We start from the raw sequence: 16,886 nt of genomic DNA, 5'->3' as shown, positions 1-16,886 counted from the left end.
GAATGACCTTTGCGGAAGGCGCTTCGCGCTCTTCCGGACCGCGCCTCAATCCTGCGGCTCGGACGCCGCATCGCCCTGCGCGTCGATGCGCAGCCAGCCGGAGGGCGCGAGGCGCTGCTGCGGCAGGAAGCGGGCCTTGTAGTCCATCTTCTTCGAGCCCTCGATCCAGTAGCCGAGATAGACGTAAGGCAGCCCCTGCCGGCGGGCGCGGGCGATGTGGTCGAGGATCATGAAGGTGCCCATCGAGCGGCTGACCTGGCTCGGCTCGAAGAACGAATAGACCATCGACAGGCCGTCGCTGAGCACGTCGGTGAGGGCGACGGCGATCAGCTCCTCGCCGCGGCCGGTGACACCGCTGTCGGGGCCGCGCTTGCGGTATTCGATGATGCGGGTCTCGACATGGCTGTCCTCGACCATCATGGCGTAGTCGAGCACGGTCATGTCGGCCATGCCGCCGTGGCGGTGGCGGGCGTCGAGATAGGCCCGAAACACGGAATATTGCTCGGAGGTGGGCACCGCGCTGCGCTGCTCGCCGATGATGTCGGCGTTGCGCGCCATCACCTTGCGGAAGTTGCGCGAGGGCCGGAACTCGTTGGCGACGACCCGGACCGAGACGCAGGCGCGGCACTGGTCGCAGGCCGGCCGGTAGGCGATCGACTGGCTGCGGCGGAAGCCGCCATGGGTCAGCAGGTCATTGAGGTCGCCGGCCCGGTCCCCCACCAGATGCGTGAACACCTTGCGCTCATGCCGGCCCGGCAAATACGGGCAGGGGGAGGGCGCCGTAAGGTAAAATTGGGGGGTGTCGCGCGAGTGCTGGGTCAAGGGACGTCGTGGGCCTCCGAAGTGAATGTCAGCATCGCGCTACGGAAGCCCTTGGTCAATCGGTCTGCTCGGCGGGTCGGATCAGACAGCTTTAGTCGCTCCTGGTTGACAGGTTCTTGATCACCAGCTTCTGGCGCCCTGTGGCACCGGTGCGCGGACGGAATTGTTGATCACGACCGTTCCCAGCACGAAATCGTGCAGCAGCCGCCGGCGGCCGTTGAACAGGCCGACCAGCACCACGAAAGGCGTCAGGAACGAGACCGTCACCCAGAACAGCACGGCATGGGTGGCGCCGAGCACGAAATAGCCTGGCGCGCCGTACCAGGTGCGCAGCTCCAGATCCATCAGGCGCATGCCGATGGTCGCCGACGAAGGACCGCCGATGCAGGCGCCGTAATAGACGATGGCCCAGATCACCGAGGCGGGCCAGGCCAGCCAGAACAGCGCCCAGCCGATGCCGAGCGTAACCACGCCGAACAACGCGATGAAGATGTAGCCGAGGATCACCGGCACGGAGATCACGACCATGTCGATCAGGAAGGCGAACACCCGCCGCGTCGCAACGCCCCGGAACAGCTCCGGCTGCAGATAGGGGTCGTAGGCGTGCGGCTGCACCCCGCCGTCATTGCGCCAGGCGCCTGAATTGCCCGAGTCGTACGACATGGTCCGTCCTCCCAAGGGGGAAAACCCCGTGGCAAGACATGGGAATAGGCCATCTCCGTGCCAAGGGTGCATGGACATTAACAAGCCGAAATATTCCGGCGATTCGGGGGCGGGGCAGCCGCGCACGCAGCTGCCGTAGGGTGGGCAAAGGCGCGTAGCGCCGTGCCCACCATTGCTCGCTGTTCTGCACGATGGATTGGTGGGCACGCTTCCGCCTTCGCTCTGCGAGCTACGGCGGACAAGTCGCTTTGCCCATTCTAGGGCACCTTACCCTACGGCACCTTATCCTTGGGCGCGCAGCTTCTCCGCCGCCTTCGGCGCAAAGTAGCTCAGCACGCCGTCGGCGCCGGCGCGCTTGAAGGCGAGCAGGCTCTCCATCATCGCGCGATCGCCGTCGAGCCAGCCGTTGTTCGCGGCGGCCGCGATCATCGCGTATTCGCCCGAGACCTGGTAGGCGAAGGTCGGCATCGCGAAGGTGTCCTTCACGCGGCGGACCACGTCGAGATAGGGCATGCCGGGCTTCACCATCACCATGTCGGCGCCCTCGGTGATGTCGAGCTCGACCTCGCGCAGTGCCTCGTCGCTGTTGGCGCTGTCCATCTGATAGGTACGCTTGTCGCCGGTGAGCGTCTTGGCCGAGCCGATGGCATCGCGGAACGGGCCGTAGAAGGCCGAGGCGTATTTGGCCGCGTAGGCCATGATCTGCACGTCGAGCAGGCCGGAGCGGTCCAGCCCTTCGCGGATCGCGGCGACGCGGCCGTCCATCATGTCCGAGGGCGCGATGATGTCGCAGCCGGCTTCGGCCTGCACCAGGGCCTGGCGCACCAGCACGGCGACCGTCTCGTCGTTCAGGATCTTGCCGTCGGAAATCAGGCCGTCATGGCCGTGGCTGGTGAACGGATCGAGCGCGACGTCGCAGAGCAGGCCGATCTCCGGAAACTCCTTCTTGATCGCGCGCACGGCCTGGCAGACCAGGTTGTTCGGGTTGGTCGCTTCAGAGCCTTCCTCGTCGCGCAAGGACGGCTCGGTGTAGGGAAACAGCGCGATGCAGGGGATGGTGAGCTTCACGGCGCGCTCGGCCTCGCGCACGGCCTGATCGACACTGAGGCGCTCGACGCCGGGCATCGAGGCGACCTGCTCGCGCTTGTTGTTGCCGTCGATCAGGAACAGCGGCCAGATCAAATCGTCGGTGGTGAGCACGTTCTCCCGCACCATGCGCCGGGCCCATTCGGCCTTGCGGTTGCGGCGCGGCCGGACGGTCAGATCGAGGGCATGGGGCACCGCGGTGCCCTCGTGGCGCGAGACCTCGCGCAATTCGATCGGACGTCCGTATTTGATCGCCATCACTCTTCCTCCGGCTGGAATTATTCTTATACCAGCTCGCACGGTTCCCGTCACCGCGGCTTGACCTGCCGCAAGGAGGGGGCAGCCGATTGATTTTGCGGGCCGAAGCAGCCAGAAGGGGGACCATGTCCGAGATCTCCACCCGCGATGCGGCCCGCGACAGCGCCAGGGACAATAACAGAGACAACGCGATCTCCGTCGCTGCGATCTCGTCGGAGCGGGCCGAGTCCGACGACAATGTCTGGACGCGCCGCCTGGTGCTGTTCCTGCGGGTGATGGCGCTGCTGTCGATCCTGAAAGGTCTTTATCACTGGGCGCAGGTGACGGGCTTTGTCGGCGGCGAGGACGAGGCGTTCGAGAACCAGTCCATGGCCTGGCAGGCGGCGACCGTCTACTTTGCCGTGATCGAGCTCGTCGCCGCCGTCGGCCTGTGGCTGGCAACGCCGTGGGGCGCAGTGGTGTGGCTGACCACCGTGGTGTCGATGGCGGTGATCGAGCTGATGTTTCCGGGCATCTACGGCGGCAGCCTGGTCGTCGTCGGCGTCGAAGCCTTCATGCTCGCCGCCTATCTCGCGCTTGCCTGGATGGCCGCGCGCGAACGGCCGCCGTAGCGCGGACGACCGCAACGCGCGCTCGTGCCCCGGACGCAGCGCAGCGCGCCGCACTTGCGGCGTGATGCATTGCAGAGCCGGGGCCCATCTCTCCGCGTTCTCGTTTGTGGCTCCTGGGTCCCGGATCTTGGCTTCGCTCGTCCGGGACACGAGCGCTCGTCCGGGACACGAGAGTGTTGCGTTTGGTTGACCGCTGGTTGCCTAAAATTTGCGGTAAGTTTTCGTTGACCAGCCGGTTCCGCCACAGCTGTTACGCGCCCGTTTCGAAACAAGGCGGGCCTGTTCTGGAATGCGACAACTGGGGCGGACGGAGGGTGAACAGGACCTTGCGAAGGTCAACAGAGGCTTTCGAAAAGTACTTGTGGCACAGGCTTAATCCGCAATTCACTGTCTTAAATTCATGATCTCTTTATTCTCTTATTTAAGCCGATCTTCAAACGAGCCCCTTAAGTTGCACCTATCAGGCGGGACACAAGTTTCGTCGAATAAGTGTCGACAAAAACGACAACAGGGGAAGTGTCATGATGAAAGCCGTCGCAACTGCGGCAGATACCGCAGAGCGCGTCTCCGGCCAGCAGGGTTCGGTGCAGTCGCTCTATCTGGAAGCTTTGACTCTGGTGGAGCGGCTGCATCGCCGGCTCCTCGACGTGATCAAGGACGAATTCGATCGCCGCGGCCGTGCGGACATCAACTCGGTGCAGGCGCTCCTGCTCTACAACATCGGCGACAAGGAGCTGACCGCGGGCGAGCTGCGCACGCGCGGTTACTATCTCGGCTCCAACGTCTCCTACAATCTGAAGAAGCTGGTCGAGCTCGGCTTCCTCGATCATCAGCGCTCGCGCGTCGATCGCCGCTCGGTGCGCATTCGCCTGACCCCGCAGGGCCAGGAAGTCCGCCGCATCGTCGATGCGCTCTACCAGAAGCACGTCAAGACGGTGGAGCAGGTCGGCGGCATCTCGGGCGAGGAGTTCTCGACCCTCAACAAGTCGCTGCATCGCCTCGAGCGGTTCTGGACCGACCAGATCCTCTATCGCCTCTGAGCTTTCCGAAGGGACCAAGGTCAAGCCGGCCCGCAACAAGACCGGCAAGCCTGCCCGAACGTGCCTGACTTCCCCAGCGCGCCGGCCCGGAATTGCCCCGGGGCCGGTGCGTTTCCATTTTTGCACCTGCGAAAAAAATCCGCGGCTGCGCGGAACAAGTTCCGGGCCGAGGGCTTATCTCCCTCGGGATCGGAGACAGGGCGATGCTGGTCGAGCGCGGGCTTCAGGCGATGAACGTGGAACTCGTGAGCGAGGCCTACGCCATCGCCGCGAACTACCTTCGCCGCTCCGGCACGATCCCGGATACGCTCGTCACCGACGAACACCTGCTCGGGATCATCATCAAGCTGCTCCAGCAGGGCGAATTCAACAGGATCAGGCTCGCCAATAAGGCCATCGCCCAATTCCAGGCGCAGTCCGGGGCCCGCGCGGTTGCCTGATCAACAATCTCAAACCATCGACCAACCAGAGGGTGCCATGGAAGCCGCCATCGACCGCATCATGCAGACCTATGACCTGCTCGCCAACCGCACCGCCGCGGCCAGCGAGGAGGCGCGCATGAAGGTGACCAACTACCTGACCACACTGATGGAAGCCGGCGAGAAGGACCCCCACAGGTTGACGGTGTGCGGCCTGACCTATCTGCGCCAGCTCGACGGCAGCGTGGACCCGGTCAAGGCGGGGTATACGGGGCTGTGATGCGCCTTCTGCCGGAGCCCGCGGCTTCGGGCATGACCAGCTAAGGCCCGAAGCGGCCCCATTCCGACTAAGGCGGGTGGGGGCGCAGCGGCCCAGCCCGATCACCGAAAACCTCCACTCTCCACCATATCTGGCATAAATATCAGGCCCGACCCGCAAATGCTTGGCCTGTTGCGGGCGATGTGGTAGATCGCGCGTGCTTCCGACCGCCACACCAGACCCGCCCGCAGCCCGCCAAAAGGCCGCGGCGGTGGAGATATTCGCAGATGACCGCACCCAAGACCGCCTCCGCGCCCGATTCGTTTTTCACCGCCTCGCTGGAGCAGGCCGACCCCGAAATCGCCGCCGCCATCAAGGGCGAGCTCGGCCGGCAGCGCCATGAGGTCGAGCTGATCGCCTCCGAGAACATCGTCAGCCGGGCCGTGCTGGAAGCGCAGGGTTCGGTGATGACCAACAAATACGCGGAAGGCTATCCGGGCGCGCGCTATTACGGCGGTTGTGAGTGGGTCGACGTCGCTGAGAACCTCGCGATCGATCGCGCCAAGAAGCTGTTCGGCGCGAACTTCGCCAACGTGCAGCCGAATTCCGGCAGCCAGATGAACCAGGCGGTGTTTCTGGCGCTACTGCAGCCCGGCGACACCTTCATGGGCCTCGATCTCGCGGCCGGCGGCCATCTCACCCACGGCTCGCCCGTCAACATGAGCGGCAAGTGGTTCAAGGCCGCGCACTACACCGTGCGCCGCGAAGACCAGATCATCGACATGGATGCGGTGGCCAAGCAGGCCGAGCAGGTCAAGCCGAAGCTGATCATCGCCGGCGGCTCGGCCTATTCGCGCGCCTGGGACTTCAAGCGCTTCCGCGAGATCGCGGACAGCGTCGGCGCCTACCTGCTGGTGGACATGGCGCACTTCGCCGGGCTCGTCGCCGGCGGCGTACATGCCTCGCCCGTGCCGTACGCCCACGTCACCACCACCACGACGCACAAATCGCTGCGCGGTCCGCGTGGCGGCCTCATGCTGTGGAATGACGAGACGCTGACCAAGAAGCTCAACTCGGCGATCTTCCCGGGCCTGCAGGGCGGTCCCCTGATGCACGTGATCGCGGCGAAGGCGGTCGCCTTCGGCGAGGCGCTGCGGCCGGACTTCAAGGTCTATGCCAGGAACGTCGTCGAGAACGCCAAGGCGCTGGCCGAGACTCTGAAGGGCCATGGTCTCGATATCGTCTCCGGCGGCACCGACAATCATCTGATGCTGGTCGATCTGCGGCCGAAGGGCCTGAAGGGTAACGTCTCGGAGAAGGCGCTGGTCCGCGCCGCTATCACCTGCAACAAGAACGGCATCCCGTTCGACCCCGAGTCGCCTTTCGTCACGTCGGGCATTCGGCTCGGCACGCCGGCCGCGACCAGCCGCGGCTTCGGCGTGGCCGAATTCCAGCAGGTCGGCGGCATGATCGCCGAGGTCCTCAATGCGATCGCGCAATCCGCCGACGGCAAGGCGCCGCTGGTGGAAGCTGCGATCAAGGAACGGGTCAAGGCGCTCACCGATCGGTTCCCGATCTATCAGTAAGGTCAAGACAAACTGATCAAGGCAAGCGGATGCGCTGTCCGAACTGCAACAGTCTCGATACGCAGGTAAAGGACTCGCGTCCGACCGAGGACTCGTCCGTGATCCGCAGGCGGCGCGTATGCGTCGCCTGCAATTTCCGCTTCACCACCTTCGAGCGCGTGCAGCTGCGCGAGCTCACGGTGATCAAGCGCAACGGCCGCCGCGTGCCGTTCGACCGCGACAAGCTGATGCGCTCGGTGCAGATCTCGTTGCGCAAGCGGCAGGTCGAGCCGGAGCGGGTGGAGAAGATGGTCTCCACCATCGTGCGCGAGCTCGAGACCGGGGGCGAAGCGGAAATCTCCTCCGAGGTGATCGGGGAGACCGTGATGGAGCATCTGCGCACGCTCGACGACGTCGCCTATGTGCGCTTCGCTTCGGTCTATCGCAATTTCCGCGAGGCCAAGGATTTCGCCGAGGTGCTCGGCGAGCTCTCCGGCGAGGAGGAAGCGCGGCTCGCCGCGATCCGCAAATGATCTTCCGCATCCTGGAAGATCAGTTCGCGCAGAAGGCCCGCGAGGCCAAGGACGCCGATCTTCGTTTCATGCAGCTTGCGCTCGCGCTGGGCAAGCGTGGGCAGGGACGCACCTCGCCCAACCCGGCCGTCGGTGCCGTCGTGGTCAAGGATGGCGTGATCGTCGGCCGCGGCTGGACCCAGCCGGGCGGGCGTCCGCATGCCGAGCCTGAAGCCTTGCTGCGGGCCGGCGAAGCCGCGCGCGGTGCCACGCTCTACGTCACGCTGGAGCCGTGCTCGCATTTCGGCAAATCGCCGCCTTGCGCCGATGCAGTAATTGCGGCCGGCATCAAGCGCGTGGTGGCGGCGATCGAAGATCCCAATCCGGAGGTCGCGGGGCAGGGGCATGCGCGCCTGCGCGCCGCCGGCATCAATGTGGACGTGGGCCTGTGCGCGGCGGAAGCCGCATTCGACCATGCCGGGCATTTCCGCCGTATCCGCGATCAGCGCCCGCATGTGATCCTGAAGCTCGCGGTCTCGCCCGACGGCAAGATCGGTGCGGCCGGCGGCAAGCCGGTCGCGATCACGGGGGAGGCGGTGCGCAATCGGGTGCATCTCCTGCGGGCGCAAAGCGATGCGATCCTGGTCGGCATCGGCACAGTGCTGGCGGACGATCCGCTTCTCACCTGCCGCCTGCCGGGCATGGCGGCGCGCTCGCCGGTGCGCGTGGTGCTCGATCAGAGCCTGCGGATTCCCGGCGCGAGCAGGCTGATAGGCTCCGCGCGCGAGACGCCGCTCTGGGTGGTTGGTTCTGAGCTTGCGGAAGCCGCAGCAGCGACGCGGCTCGGTGCAACCGGCGCGCAAGTGATCCGCGTCCCGCCGGCAGGCGCCTCCGGGCTCGATTTACCGGCCGTGCTGCATGCACTGGCCGGCAAGGGCATCACCCGCCTGATGGTCGAGGGCGGTAGCCGGGTGGCGTCCTCGTTCGTCGCGGCCGACCTCGTCGACGAGATCTGGCTGTTCCGCGGCGCGGAAGCGGTGGGCAGTGGCGGCGTCGATGCGCTCGATGCATTGCCCCTGTCGAAAATCACGCAGTCGCAGGCCTACAAGGTTCATGCTAGCGAAACATTCGACAAGGATACTCTCACCATCTACGAGCGCGCGTAATGTTCACCGGCATTGTCACTGATATCGGCGAGATCGTCGGCTTCACGCCTGTGGCGCAGGGGCAATTGCACCGGCTGCGCATCGCCTGCCGCTATGATCAGACCACCATCGCCGACGGCGCCTCGATCGCCTGCAACGGCGTCTGCCTGACGGTCGTTGCCTCCGGCGTTGCCGACGGCAGGGACTCTCAGCAAAGGACCTGGTTCGATGTCGATACCGCGGCCGAGACGCTGGCGCTGACCACCGCCAGGCACTGGAAGGTCGGAACGAAGCTCAACCTCGAACGCGCCCTCAAGATCGGCGACGAGCTCGGCGGCCACATCGTCGCCGGTCATGCCGACGGCATCGCGACCCTCCTGAGCCGCGAGGACCTGCCCGATATGGCGCGGTTCGAGCTCTCGACCACGCGGGAGCTGGCACGGTTCATCGCCACCAAGGGCTCGATCACGCTCGATGGCGTCTCGCTGACGGTCAATACGGTGAAGGATGCGACCTTTTCGGTGCTGATCATCCCGCACACCCTGACGGTCACCACGATCGGTGGCTGGAAGGCGGGGGACGAGGTCAATATCGAGGTCGATCTGATGGCCCGCTACGCGGCGCGACTGACGGAAATGAAGTGACGGCAAGGCCGGTCTTTCCGGGGCGGCTCGAAGAGCCGAACCCGGAATCTCGAGATTCTCGATGCTTTGCATCGCCCCGGAATGGCAGTTTCTAACTTGGCTTACCCGCCTGCGGCGACTACATAACGCGCCAACCTCTAGAACGGAACTTAACGATGGCAGACGCGCGGCGCGCACCCCTGAAGGACCAGACCGACATTTCGGGCGCGCGCGCGCTGATTGTCGAGGCGCGGTTCTATGACGATCTCCAGGATGCGCTTCTGGACGGCGCGGTGGCCGAGCTGAAGGCGGCCGGCTTGAACCACGACGTCATCACGGTCCCTGGCGCGCTGGAGATTCCGGCCGCGGTGGCCATTGCGGTGGATGCCGCGGCGGCGAAGGGCAAGCCCTATGACGCCGTCATCGCGCTCGGCTGCGTGATCCGCGGCGACACCATTCATTTCGAGATCGTCTCGCAGGAATCCTCGCGGGCGCTGATGGACCTCGCGGTTGCGCGCCAGCTGCCGCTCGGCAACGGCATCCTCACCGTCAACACCGAGGCGCAGGCCTGGGCGCGGGCGCGCGCCAGCGAGCTCAACAAGGGCGGCGATGCCGCGCGCGCGGCGCTGGCGATGCTGCGCATCAAACGCCGCCTGGCGCAGGCCTGAGCCCATGGTCGACAACACCAAGAAGCCGGCAGGCCCTGCCGAGAAGAAGGCGAACCGGCGCGGTGCGGCGCGGCTCGCGGCCGTGCAGGCGCTGTACCAGATGGATATCGCGGGCGCCGGCATCAACGACATCTTCGCCGAGTTCGAAAGCCATTGGCTCGGCAACGAGGTCGAGGGCGACACGTATCTGCCGGCCGAAGCTGCCTTCTTCCGCGACGTCGTCTCGGGCGTCGTGCGCGACCAGAAGAAGCTGGATCCGCTGATCGACGAGGCGCTCTCGAAGGGCTGGCCCTTGAAGCGGATCGAGGCGATCCTGCGCGCGGTGCTGCGGGCGGGGGCCTACGAATTGGAGCATCGCAAGGACGTGCCGGGCCGCGTCGTCGTCTCCGAATATGTCGACGTCGCCAACGCGTTTGTCGACCGCGAGGAGACCGGCATGGTGAACGCCGTGCTCGACCAGATCGGCCGCCAGTTTCGCGGCGACGAGTTCGGGCGGGGGTAAATTGAGACGATGACTTCCGCCGTAGCCGTCACCCTGAGGTGCCGGAGCGAAGCGGAGGCCTCGAAGGGCGGCGGCGTGCCGCTGAGGCCGCACCTCGGCCGTGCATCCTTCGAGGCTCGCAAGGGCTCGCACCTCAGGATGACGGATCTGCTATCTTGACGCAGGACAAATACGAAGCCTCCGCCGAAGATTCCCTCATCGCGCGCTATTTCAAGCCGCTGGCGACCGATCCCGGTGCGTTCGGGCTGGTCGATGACGCTGCGGTGCTGTCGTCGTCCGGCGACGACATCGTCGTCACCACCGACGCCGTCGTCGAGGGCGTGCACTATCTTGCCAGCGATCCGCCTGACACCATCGCGCGCAAGGCGTTGCGGGTGAACCTGTCCGATCTCGCCGCCAAGGGCGCGATGCCGGCCGGCTTCGTGCTGACGCTGGCGCTGCGCAGCAAGGAGGATGCCTGGCTGCGGCCCTTTGCGGACGCGCTGGGCGAAGACGCAAGAGAATTCGCGTGTCCGCTGCTCGGCGGTGACACGGTCTCGACGCCGGGCCCGCAGATGATCTCGATCACGGCCTTCGGCCGCATCCCGCAGGGGCGGATGGTCGGCCGTACCGGCGCGAGGCCGGGCGATCGCATCCTGGTGACGGGCACGATCGGCGATGCGGCGCTCGGCCTCGACGTGCTCAAGGGCGGCGCGGCTGCCATGGCGCTCGCGAGCAGTCCCGCCGCGAAGGAGGCCCTGGTCGCGCGCTATCGCGTGCCGCAGCCGCGCAATGTGCTGGCACCGGCCGTGCGCGATCATGCGAGCGCGGCGATGGATGTCTCCGACGGGCTCGCAGGCGATCTGGTGAAGCTCTGCGCGGCGTCCGGGGTCTCAGCCAGTGTCGAGGTGGCAAGCGTGCCGCTCTCGGCCGCGGCAGCAAGCCTGGTCGCCCGCAACGTCGTTGGCATCGAGACACTGCTCGCGGGAGGCGACGATTACGAGGTGCTGTGCACGGTCCCGCCGGCGCAAGCCGATGCGCTGATCGCCGCGGGGCGGGCGGCCGGCCTTGCCGTCGCGGTGATCGGTAGCATCGTTGCGGGGAAGGAGAGGCCGCGCTTCCTCGACGGGCAGGGCCAGGAACTGGCTTTGACGCGGCTGTCCTACAGCCACTTCTAGGAATCGCTCCAAAGCGGCATCCTGGTTCTCAGCACTTGGTTCTAAATACCTGCCGAGATCGGCGTTTTCGGCCTTATCCGGCGTTGCACCCTCAATATGATTTTGGCAAGCTCGCGGCCGACTGAGGCCGCCCCTTTTGGGCAAGGGGCGGCTTTGTTCGAAATCAAGGCGCCACACCGTACAACGGACAACAAGAGGCGCCGGGGGTACATCAAGGATCTGAGGCAAACATCACATGACAGCATTATGGTTGATAGTGCTCTGCGGAGTGCTTTCCGTCGTCTACGCGATTTGGGCGACGTCTTCGGTGTTAAGCGCGGATGCGGGGTCGCCGCGCATGCAGGAGATCGCAGGGGCGGTGCGCGAAGGCGCACAGGCCTATCTGCGGCGCCAGTACACCACGATCGGTATCGTCGGCATCGTCATCTTCGTGCTGCTTGCCTATTTCCTCGGTCTTTATGTCGCGATTGGTTTTGCCATCGGCGCCATCCTGTCGGGAGCGGCCGGCTTCATCGGCATGAACGTCTCGGTCCGCGCCAATGTGCGCACGGCCCAGGCAGCGACGACGTCGCTTGCCGGCGGCCTCGAGCTCGCCTTCAAGGCGGGCGCGATCACCGGCCTTCTGGTCGCGGGTCTCGCACTGTTGGGGGTGACGCTTTATTTTGCCTTCCTGGTCCATTCGCTGAAGCTTGCGCCTGACAGCCGTGTCGTCGTCGACGCCCTGGTGGCGCTCGGCTTCGGCGCCTCGCTGATCTCGATCTTCGCCCGTCTCGGCGGCGGCATCTTCACCAAGGGGGCGGATGTCGGCGGCGATCTCGTCGGCAAGGTCGAGGCCGGCATTCCCGAGGACGATCCGCGCAATCCGGCGACCATCGCCGACAATGTCGGCGACAATGTCGGCGACTGCGCCGGCATGGCCGCCGACCTGTTCGAGACCTATGCGGTGACCGCGGTCGCCACCATGGTCTTGGCGGCGATCTACTTCGCCAAGACGCCGATCCTCGCCAACATGATGACGCTGCCGCTCGCCATCGGCGGCATCTGCATCATCACCTCGATCATCGGCACCTTCTTCGTCAAGCTCGGGCCGAGCCAGTCGATCATGGGCGCGCTCTACAAGGGCCTGATCGCAACCGGCGTGCTGTCGCTGATCGGGATCGCGCTGGTGATCTACTACCTGATCGGCTTTGGCAAGCTCGAGGGCGTCAACTACACCGGCATGGCGTTGTTCGAGTGCGGCGTGGTCGGCCTCGTCGTCACCGCGCTGATCATCTGGATCACCGAATATTACACGGGCACCGACTACCGTCCGGTGAAGTCGATCGCGCAGGCCTCGGTCACCGGCCACGGCACCAACGTGATCCAGGGCCTTGCCATCTCCATGGAAGCGACCGCGTTGCCTGCGATCGTCATCATCGCCGGCATCCTGGTGACCTACAGCCTCGCCGGGCTGTTCGGCATCGCGATCGCGACTGCCACCATGCTGGCGCTGGCCGGCATGATCGTCGCCCTCGACGCCTTCGGCCCCGTCACCGACAATGCCGGCGGCATTGCCGAGATGGCGGGACTGCCCAAGGAGGTGCGCAAGTCGACCGACGCGCTTGACGCGGTCGGCAACACCACCAAGGCGGTGACCAAGGGATACGCGATCGGCTCGGCCGGTCTTGGTGCTCTCGTGCTGTTCGCGGCCTACAACGAGGACCTCAAGTTCTTCGTTGCCCGCTCCGCGCAGCATCCCTACTTCGCCGGCGTCAATCCGGACTTCTCGCTCAACAACCCCTATGTGGTGGTGGGCCTGTTGTTCGGCGGCCTGTTGCCGTATCTGTTCGGCGCGATGGGCATGACGGCCGTGGGCCGTGCGGCCAGCGCGATCGTCGAGGAGGTCCGGCGCCAATTCCGCGAGAAGCCCGGCATCATGCAGGGCACCGACAAGCCTGATTACGGCAAGGCGGTCGACCTGCTGACCAAGGCGGCGATCAAGGAGATGATCATCCCCTCGCTGCTCCCGGTGCTGTCGCCGATCGTCGTCTACTTCGTGATCTATCTGATCGCGGGCGGCGGCGCGGCCGGCAAGTCGGCGGCGTTCTCCGCAGTCGGCGCCATGCTGCTCGGCGTCATCGTGACGGGCCTGTTCGTCGCGATCTCCATGACCTCGGGCGGCGGCGCCTGGGACAACGCCAAGAAGTACATCGAGGACGGTCATTTCGGCGGCAAGGGGTCCGATGCCCACAAGTCGGCGGTGACCGGCGACACCGTCGGCGATCCCTACAAGGATACGGCCGGACCTGCGGTGAATCCGATGATCAAGATCACGAACATCGTGGCCTTGCTGCTGCTGGCGGTCCTGGCGCACTGAGGGGCGTCAAAGAGACAAGAGAAAACCCCGCGGTGCGAGCCGCGGGGTTTTTGTTGTCTCCTCAATCTCACTGTCATCGCACGCGCAGGCGGGCGATCCAGTATTCCAGAGGCCATCGTGGGATACGGATAAGTCGCGGCGTACTGGATTCCCCGCCTTCGCGGGGAATGACAGCGTGAGTGCGAACGTTTACTGCACGTCCATCTGCAGCCCTTCCTTCTGGATGATGCCGGCGAACTTCTTCGTTTCGGCGTCCACGAAGGTGGCGAATTGCTGCGGCGTGCTGTAGTCGGCGCGGGCGCCCATGGCAGCGATCTGCTTCTTGACGTCGTCGCGCTCGAGCATCGCCTTGATCTGAAGATTGAGCGCGTTCAGCACCTCCGGCGAGACGCCCTTCGGCAGGAACACCGCGAACCAGGACGACACGTCGAAATTTGCCAGTTCCGGCGCGCTCTCGCGCATGGTCGGCAGGTTCGGCGCGAGCTCGCTGCGCTCGGTCGTGGTGACGCAGAGGCCGTTGAGCGTGCCGCTCTGCACCTGCGGCAGGGTCGGATAGAGATTGTCGAACAGGATCTGGATGTCGCCGGCAAGCGCGGCCTGGAGCGCGGGGCCGGCGCCGCGGAATGGGATGTGCGTCATCTTCAGGCCGGTGAGCTGGAGAAACCAGGCGCCGGTGAGGTGAGGGCTCTGGCCGACGCCGGAGGAGGCGTAGCTGAGCTTGTCCGGATTGGCCTTGAGATAGGCGATCAGCTCGGGGATCGACTTGATGCCGGTCTTCGGATGCGCCGACACGATGTTCGGGATCCGGATCATGTTGGTCACAGGCTGAAGCTGATCCGGCTTGTAGGTGAGATTCTTGAAGATGCTGTAGGCGATCGCGTTCGGGCCCGGATTGCCGACCAGGATGGTGTGGCCGTCAGGCTTGGCGCGGACCACCTCGGCCGTGCCGATGGTGCCGCCGCCGCCGGAGCGGTTTTCCACGACGGCCGACTGGCCCCATGCGTTCTGCAGATGCGCGGCCAGAAGCCGGCCCATCACGTCGGTCGAGCCGCCGGCTGCGGCGGGCACGACCAGACGGACAGTCTCGGTCGGCTTCCAGTCCGCAAAGCTCGATCGCGGCAGGATCGCTGCGGCCGAAAGGCCGGCAGCAGCGGTAAGCACGCGACGTCGGGAAAAAATCTTAGGCACGAATCCACTCCCTGTTTCTTTCTTTGCAGGGAGCGTAGGGAACCGCGGATGCGACGGCAAGTCGCGCGGGATCGCAAGCGACGCACGGAGGGCGGCACGACGCCGCAGGCGAGGGCGATTTACCTTCCGGCGGAATTGGAAGGCGCTCCAGATACTTGTCTTGCAGCTCCTGCAGCGTTTTCTCGAGGCGAGCCGGTCCGCGACGTCGCTCGAAAACGCCTTCGAGACTCAGTTGAAGCTGAGCAGCTTGAACAGCGGCGTGAGGTAGCTCATCTCCTGACCCGATGTCGGCGTGGTGCGGCTGATGAAGTCGAAGATCTTGCCGTCCTGCAGGCCGTAATTCGCCAGCCGCCGCACGCGCCGGTTCTTGTCGAAATAGACGGCAATCACGCGCTGGTCGACCACCTTCTGGTTCATGAAAGCGACCGGGCGCTCCGAGCGCTGCGAGATGTAGTAGAAGACTTCGCCGTCGAGTGTGGCGACGGTGGAGGGCGTGCCCATCACGATCAGCACCTGATCCTGGCTCGCGCCGATCGGAATCTGCTCCAGCGCGCCGGGCGGCAGGATGTAACCCTTCTGGAATTGCTCGCCGGTGCAGCCCGCGAGCGCAGCGCCGACCAGGGTCGCGGCGGCGAGCATGCGCAAGGCGCGCCAGCGTGCATGGAGGCCGCGCCGCGTGTTCGCGCGCAGGCTGGTCTGGTTCGTTGTCGTCATAGCGGAACTGATTCCGTCCCCTTGCGTCGCGCGAGGCGCTGAAGTACCGGGCGGAGGCTCTGAATGCAACACGCGCGCGCCCGCTTGCGGAAACCACAATGCTTTGGCCGTTCAATCACTTCAGGAAACCCCGGCTAACCCCTCCGGGCACCATTGAAGCCATCTATGGCATGATCGTGACGCAGGCGCGAGAACCCATATTTTACCGCGACTTGGCCGTGCCCGATACGGTTAACGGACGTTTCGATCTGTTGCTGCTGCATCTGTGGCTGCTGCTGCGACGCCTGCGCACGGTTCAAAGCGCCACCGAGCTGTCGCAGGTGCTGTTCGACCGATTCTGCGAGGATATGGACGACAATCTGCGCGAGATGGGGGTGGGCGACCAGACCGTGCCGAAGCGGATGCGGGCCTTCGGCGAGGCCTTTTATGGCCGCGTCCAGGCCTATGACCAGGCCATGGAGGCCGGCGGCAAGGCCCTGGCAGAGGCGATCTGCAAGAATATCTTGAACGGGACCGGCTTGGACCAGGCGGAGCGGCTCGCGGCCTATGCGCGGGCCAGTGAGGCTGCTCTCGGCCGGGCCGACGAGGCTGCGCTGCTGCGGGCCTCGTTTCGGTTTCCCCCAGCGCTTCCCGAGGATGTCACGCCATGAGCCGACCAGCGACCGGATCCCAGCCCGATCCTTGGCGGGCACCTGTCATCGTTGCCCAGATCCCCGACACCGGCCTGCATCGCAAGCTCGAGGCCTCGGCCGGCGAGCGGCAGGCCATCGCTGAGGTCGGCGGCGTGCGGGAGGTCCTGTTCGCCAGCGCCGACCTCGACGTGGTGCCCAGGAGCGGCGGCCGGGTTCAGGTGACCGGCACCGTCCGGGCCAGGGTCGGCCAGATCTGCGTGGTCACGCTGGATCCGATCGAGAGCGAGATCGAGGAGGAGGTGGACCTGATGTTCGCCCCCGAGCCCGAGGCGCGGCGCCTTGCCGAGCTGATCGAGGAGGGCGAGGACGACTCGGAGGCGCCTGAGGTCGCCGATCCGCCGGAAGCGATCGTGGGTGGCATCATCGATCTCGGCCGGGTCGCCACCGATGCCCTGTTCCTCGCCATCGACCCGTATCCGCGCAAGGAGGGGGCCGTGTTCGAGGCGGACGTCACCGCACTCGATCCGGAGGACCATCCGTTCGCCGCATTGAAGGCGCTGCAGGACAAGAAGAAAGGCCAATAGGTGGGTCTTTCCATGTCGGATCGCCTTGCGAGGGCGCGCGAGGCATTTGCCCGGATGGTTTCAAAGAATCTCTTATCTAGCT

The 16,886-nt window shown here is 65.5% G+C and carries 19 protein-coding genes; 14 read left to right on the top strand and 5 right to left on the bottom strand.

All coding sequences use genetic code 11. The features are described from left to right. Positions 1-45: 45 nt before the first annotated feature. From AC066S_RS28430 to hemB, 3 genes are all read right to left on the bottom strand, one after another. Positions 46-822 (bottom strand): arginyltransferase, encoded by a 777-nt coding sequence (locus AC066S_RS28430; protein ID WP_126258524.1) that lies wholly within the window; start codon positions 820-822, stop codon positions 46-48. A gap of 120 nt (positions 823-942) precedes the next feature. After that, positions 943-1,485 (bottom strand): RDD family protein, encoded by a 543-nt coding sequence (locus AC066S_RS28425; RefSeq protein WP_126258523.1) that lies wholly within the window; start codon positions 1,483-1,485, stop codon positions 943-945. A gap of 282 nt (positions 1,486-1,767) precedes the next feature. Next, positions 1,768-2,829: a porphobilinogen synthase gene (gene hemB / locus AC066S_RS28420; protein ID WP_478271171.1), complete on the bottom strand. Its 1,062-nt coding sequence runs from the start codon at positions 2,827-2,829 to the stop codon at positions 1,768-1,770. 125 nt (positions 2,830-2,954) lie between these two features. Between hemB and AC066S_RS28415 the strand changes: the two genes are divergently transcribed. The 12 genes from AC066S_RS28415 (at position 2,955) to AC066S_RS28360 (ending at position 13,686) form a co-directional block, all read left to right on the top strand. Then, positions 2,955-3,440 (top strand): DUF6163 family protein, encoded by a 486-nt coding sequence (locus AC066S_RS28415; protein WP_126258521.1) that lies wholly within the window; start codon positions 2,955-2,957, stop codon positions 3,438-3,440. A 521-nt stretch (positions 3,441-3,961) separates the two neighbouring features. Beyond that, entirely contained in the window at positions 3,962-4,480 is a 519-nt protein-coding gene (gene ldtR, locus AC066S_RS28410) for a transcriptional regulator LdtR (protein WP_018320040.1), read from the top strand. Between the two features lie 203 nt (positions 4,481-4,683). Next, a complete protein-coding gene (locus AC066S_RS28405; protein ID WP_135169439.1) occupies positions 4,684-4,920 on the top strand; it encodes a hypothetical protein in 237 nt (78 codons plus the stop codon). Positions 4,921-4,957: 37 nt separating this feature from the next. Further along, on the top strand, positions 4,958-5,179 hold the full coding sequence (locus AC066S_RS28400; protein ID WP_135165432.1) for a hypothetical protein: 222 nt from the start codon (positions 4,958-4,960) through the stop codon (positions 5,177-5,179). Positions 5,180-5,445: 266 nt separating this feature from the next. Further along, a complete protein-coding gene (glyA, locus tag AC066S_RS28395) occupies positions 5,446-6,744 on the top strand; it encodes a serine hydroxymethyltransferase (protein ID WP_126258517.1) in 1,299 nt (432 codons plus the stop codon). Positions 6,745-6,773: 29 nt separating this feature from the next. Then, complete coding sequence (nrdR, locus tag AC066S_RS28390; RefSeq protein WP_028135990.1) at positions 6,774-7,256, top strand: transcriptional regulator NrdR; 483 nt, start codon at positions 6,774-6,776, stop codon at positions 7,254-7,256. Further along, positions 7,253-8,401 (top strand): bifunctional diaminohydroxyphosphoribosylaminopyrimidine deaminase/5-amino-6-(5-phosphoribosylamino)uracil reductase RibD, encoded by a 1,149-nt coding sequence (ribD, locus tag AC066S_RS28385; protein WP_478271170.1) that lies wholly within the window; start codon positions 7,253-7,255, stop codon positions 8,399-8,401. The genes nrdR and ribD overlap by 4 nt, the downstream gene beginning before the upstream one ends. Next, positions 8,401-9,024: a riboflavin synthase gene (locus AC066S_RS28380; RefSeq protein ID WP_135165429.1), complete on the top strand. Its 624-nt coding sequence runs from the start codon at positions 8,401-8,403 to the stop codon at positions 9,022-9,024. Before ribD ends, AC066S_RS28380 begins: the two co-directional genes overlap by 1 nt. Before the next feature lie 155 nt (positions 9,025-9,179). Next, positions 9,180-9,671, top strand: coding sequence for a 6,7-dimethyl-8-ribityllumazine synthase (gene ribH / locus AC066S_RS28375; RefSeq protein WP_135169442.1), 492 nt, complete (start codon positions 9,180-9,182; stop codon positions 9,669-9,671). Positions 9,672-9,675: 4 nt separating this feature from the next. Continuing rightward, complete coding sequence (gene nusB / locus AC066S_RS28370; RefSeq protein WP_126258513.1) at positions 9,676-10,173, top strand: transcription antitermination factor NusB; 498 nt, start codon at positions 9,676-9,678, stop codon at positions 10,171-10,173. Between the two features lie 155 nt (positions 10,174-10,328). Continuing rightward, on the top strand, positions 10,329-11,330 hold the full coding sequence (gene thiL / locus AC066S_RS28365; protein WP_478271169.1) for a thiamine-phosphate kinase: 1,002 nt from the start codon (positions 10,329-10,331) through the stop codon (positions 11,328-11,330). A 235-nt stretch (positions 11,331-11,565) separates the two neighbouring features. Beyond that, complete coding sequence (locus AC066S_RS28360) at positions 11,566-13,686, top strand: sodium-translocating pyrophosphatase (RefSeq protein WP_478271168.1); 2,121 nt, start codon at positions 11,566-11,568, stop codon at positions 13,684-13,686. A gap of 189 nt (positions 13,687-13,875) precedes the next feature. On the opposite strand, the gene AC066S_RS28355 is transcribed toward AC066S_RS28360, so the two are convergent. Beyond that, complete coding sequence (locus AC066S_RS28355) at positions 13,876-14,874, bottom strand: Bug family tripartite tricarboxylate transporter substrate binding protein (protein ID WP_478271167.1); 999 nt, start codon at positions 14,872-14,874, stop codon at positions 13,876-13,878. A gap of 228 nt (positions 14,875-15,102) precedes the next feature. Continuing rightward, the gene (locus tag AC066S_RS28350; protein WP_164718717.1) at positions 15,103-15,588 is read right to left on the bottom strand and encodes an outer membrane protein assembly factor BamE; all 486 of its coding nucleotides are present in this window, start codon (positions 15,586-15,588) and stop codon (positions 15,103-15,105) included. Positions 15,589-15,686: 98 nt separating this feature from the next. Here AC066S_RS28350 and AC066S_RS28345 point away from each other — a divergent pair, with 98 nt between their 5' ends. Both AC066S_RS28345 and AC066S_RS28340 read left to right on the top strand, forming a co-directional pair. After that, the gene (locus tag AC066S_RS28345; protein ID WP_126258508.1) at positions 15,687-16,238 is read left to right on the top strand and encodes a ubiquinol-cytochrome C chaperone family protein; all 552 of its coding nucleotides are present in this window, start codon (positions 15,687-15,689) and stop codon (positions 16,236-16,238) included. Next, positions 16,235-16,804 (top strand): YceD family protein, encoded by a 570-nt coding sequence (locus AC066S_RS28340; RefSeq protein ID WP_478271166.1) that lies wholly within the window; start codon positions 16,235-16,237, stop codon positions 16,802-16,804. Before AC066S_RS28345 ends, AC066S_RS28340 begins: the two co-directional genes overlap by 4 nt. The last annotated feature ends 82 nt before the right edge of the window (positions 16,805-16,886 follow it).

This window comes from Bradyrhizobium sp. CFUWI (assembly GCF_056429085.1).
The sequence above is the reverse complement of the archived record's forward strand: the minus strand, read 5'-3'. Positions and strand labels throughout refer to the sequence as shown.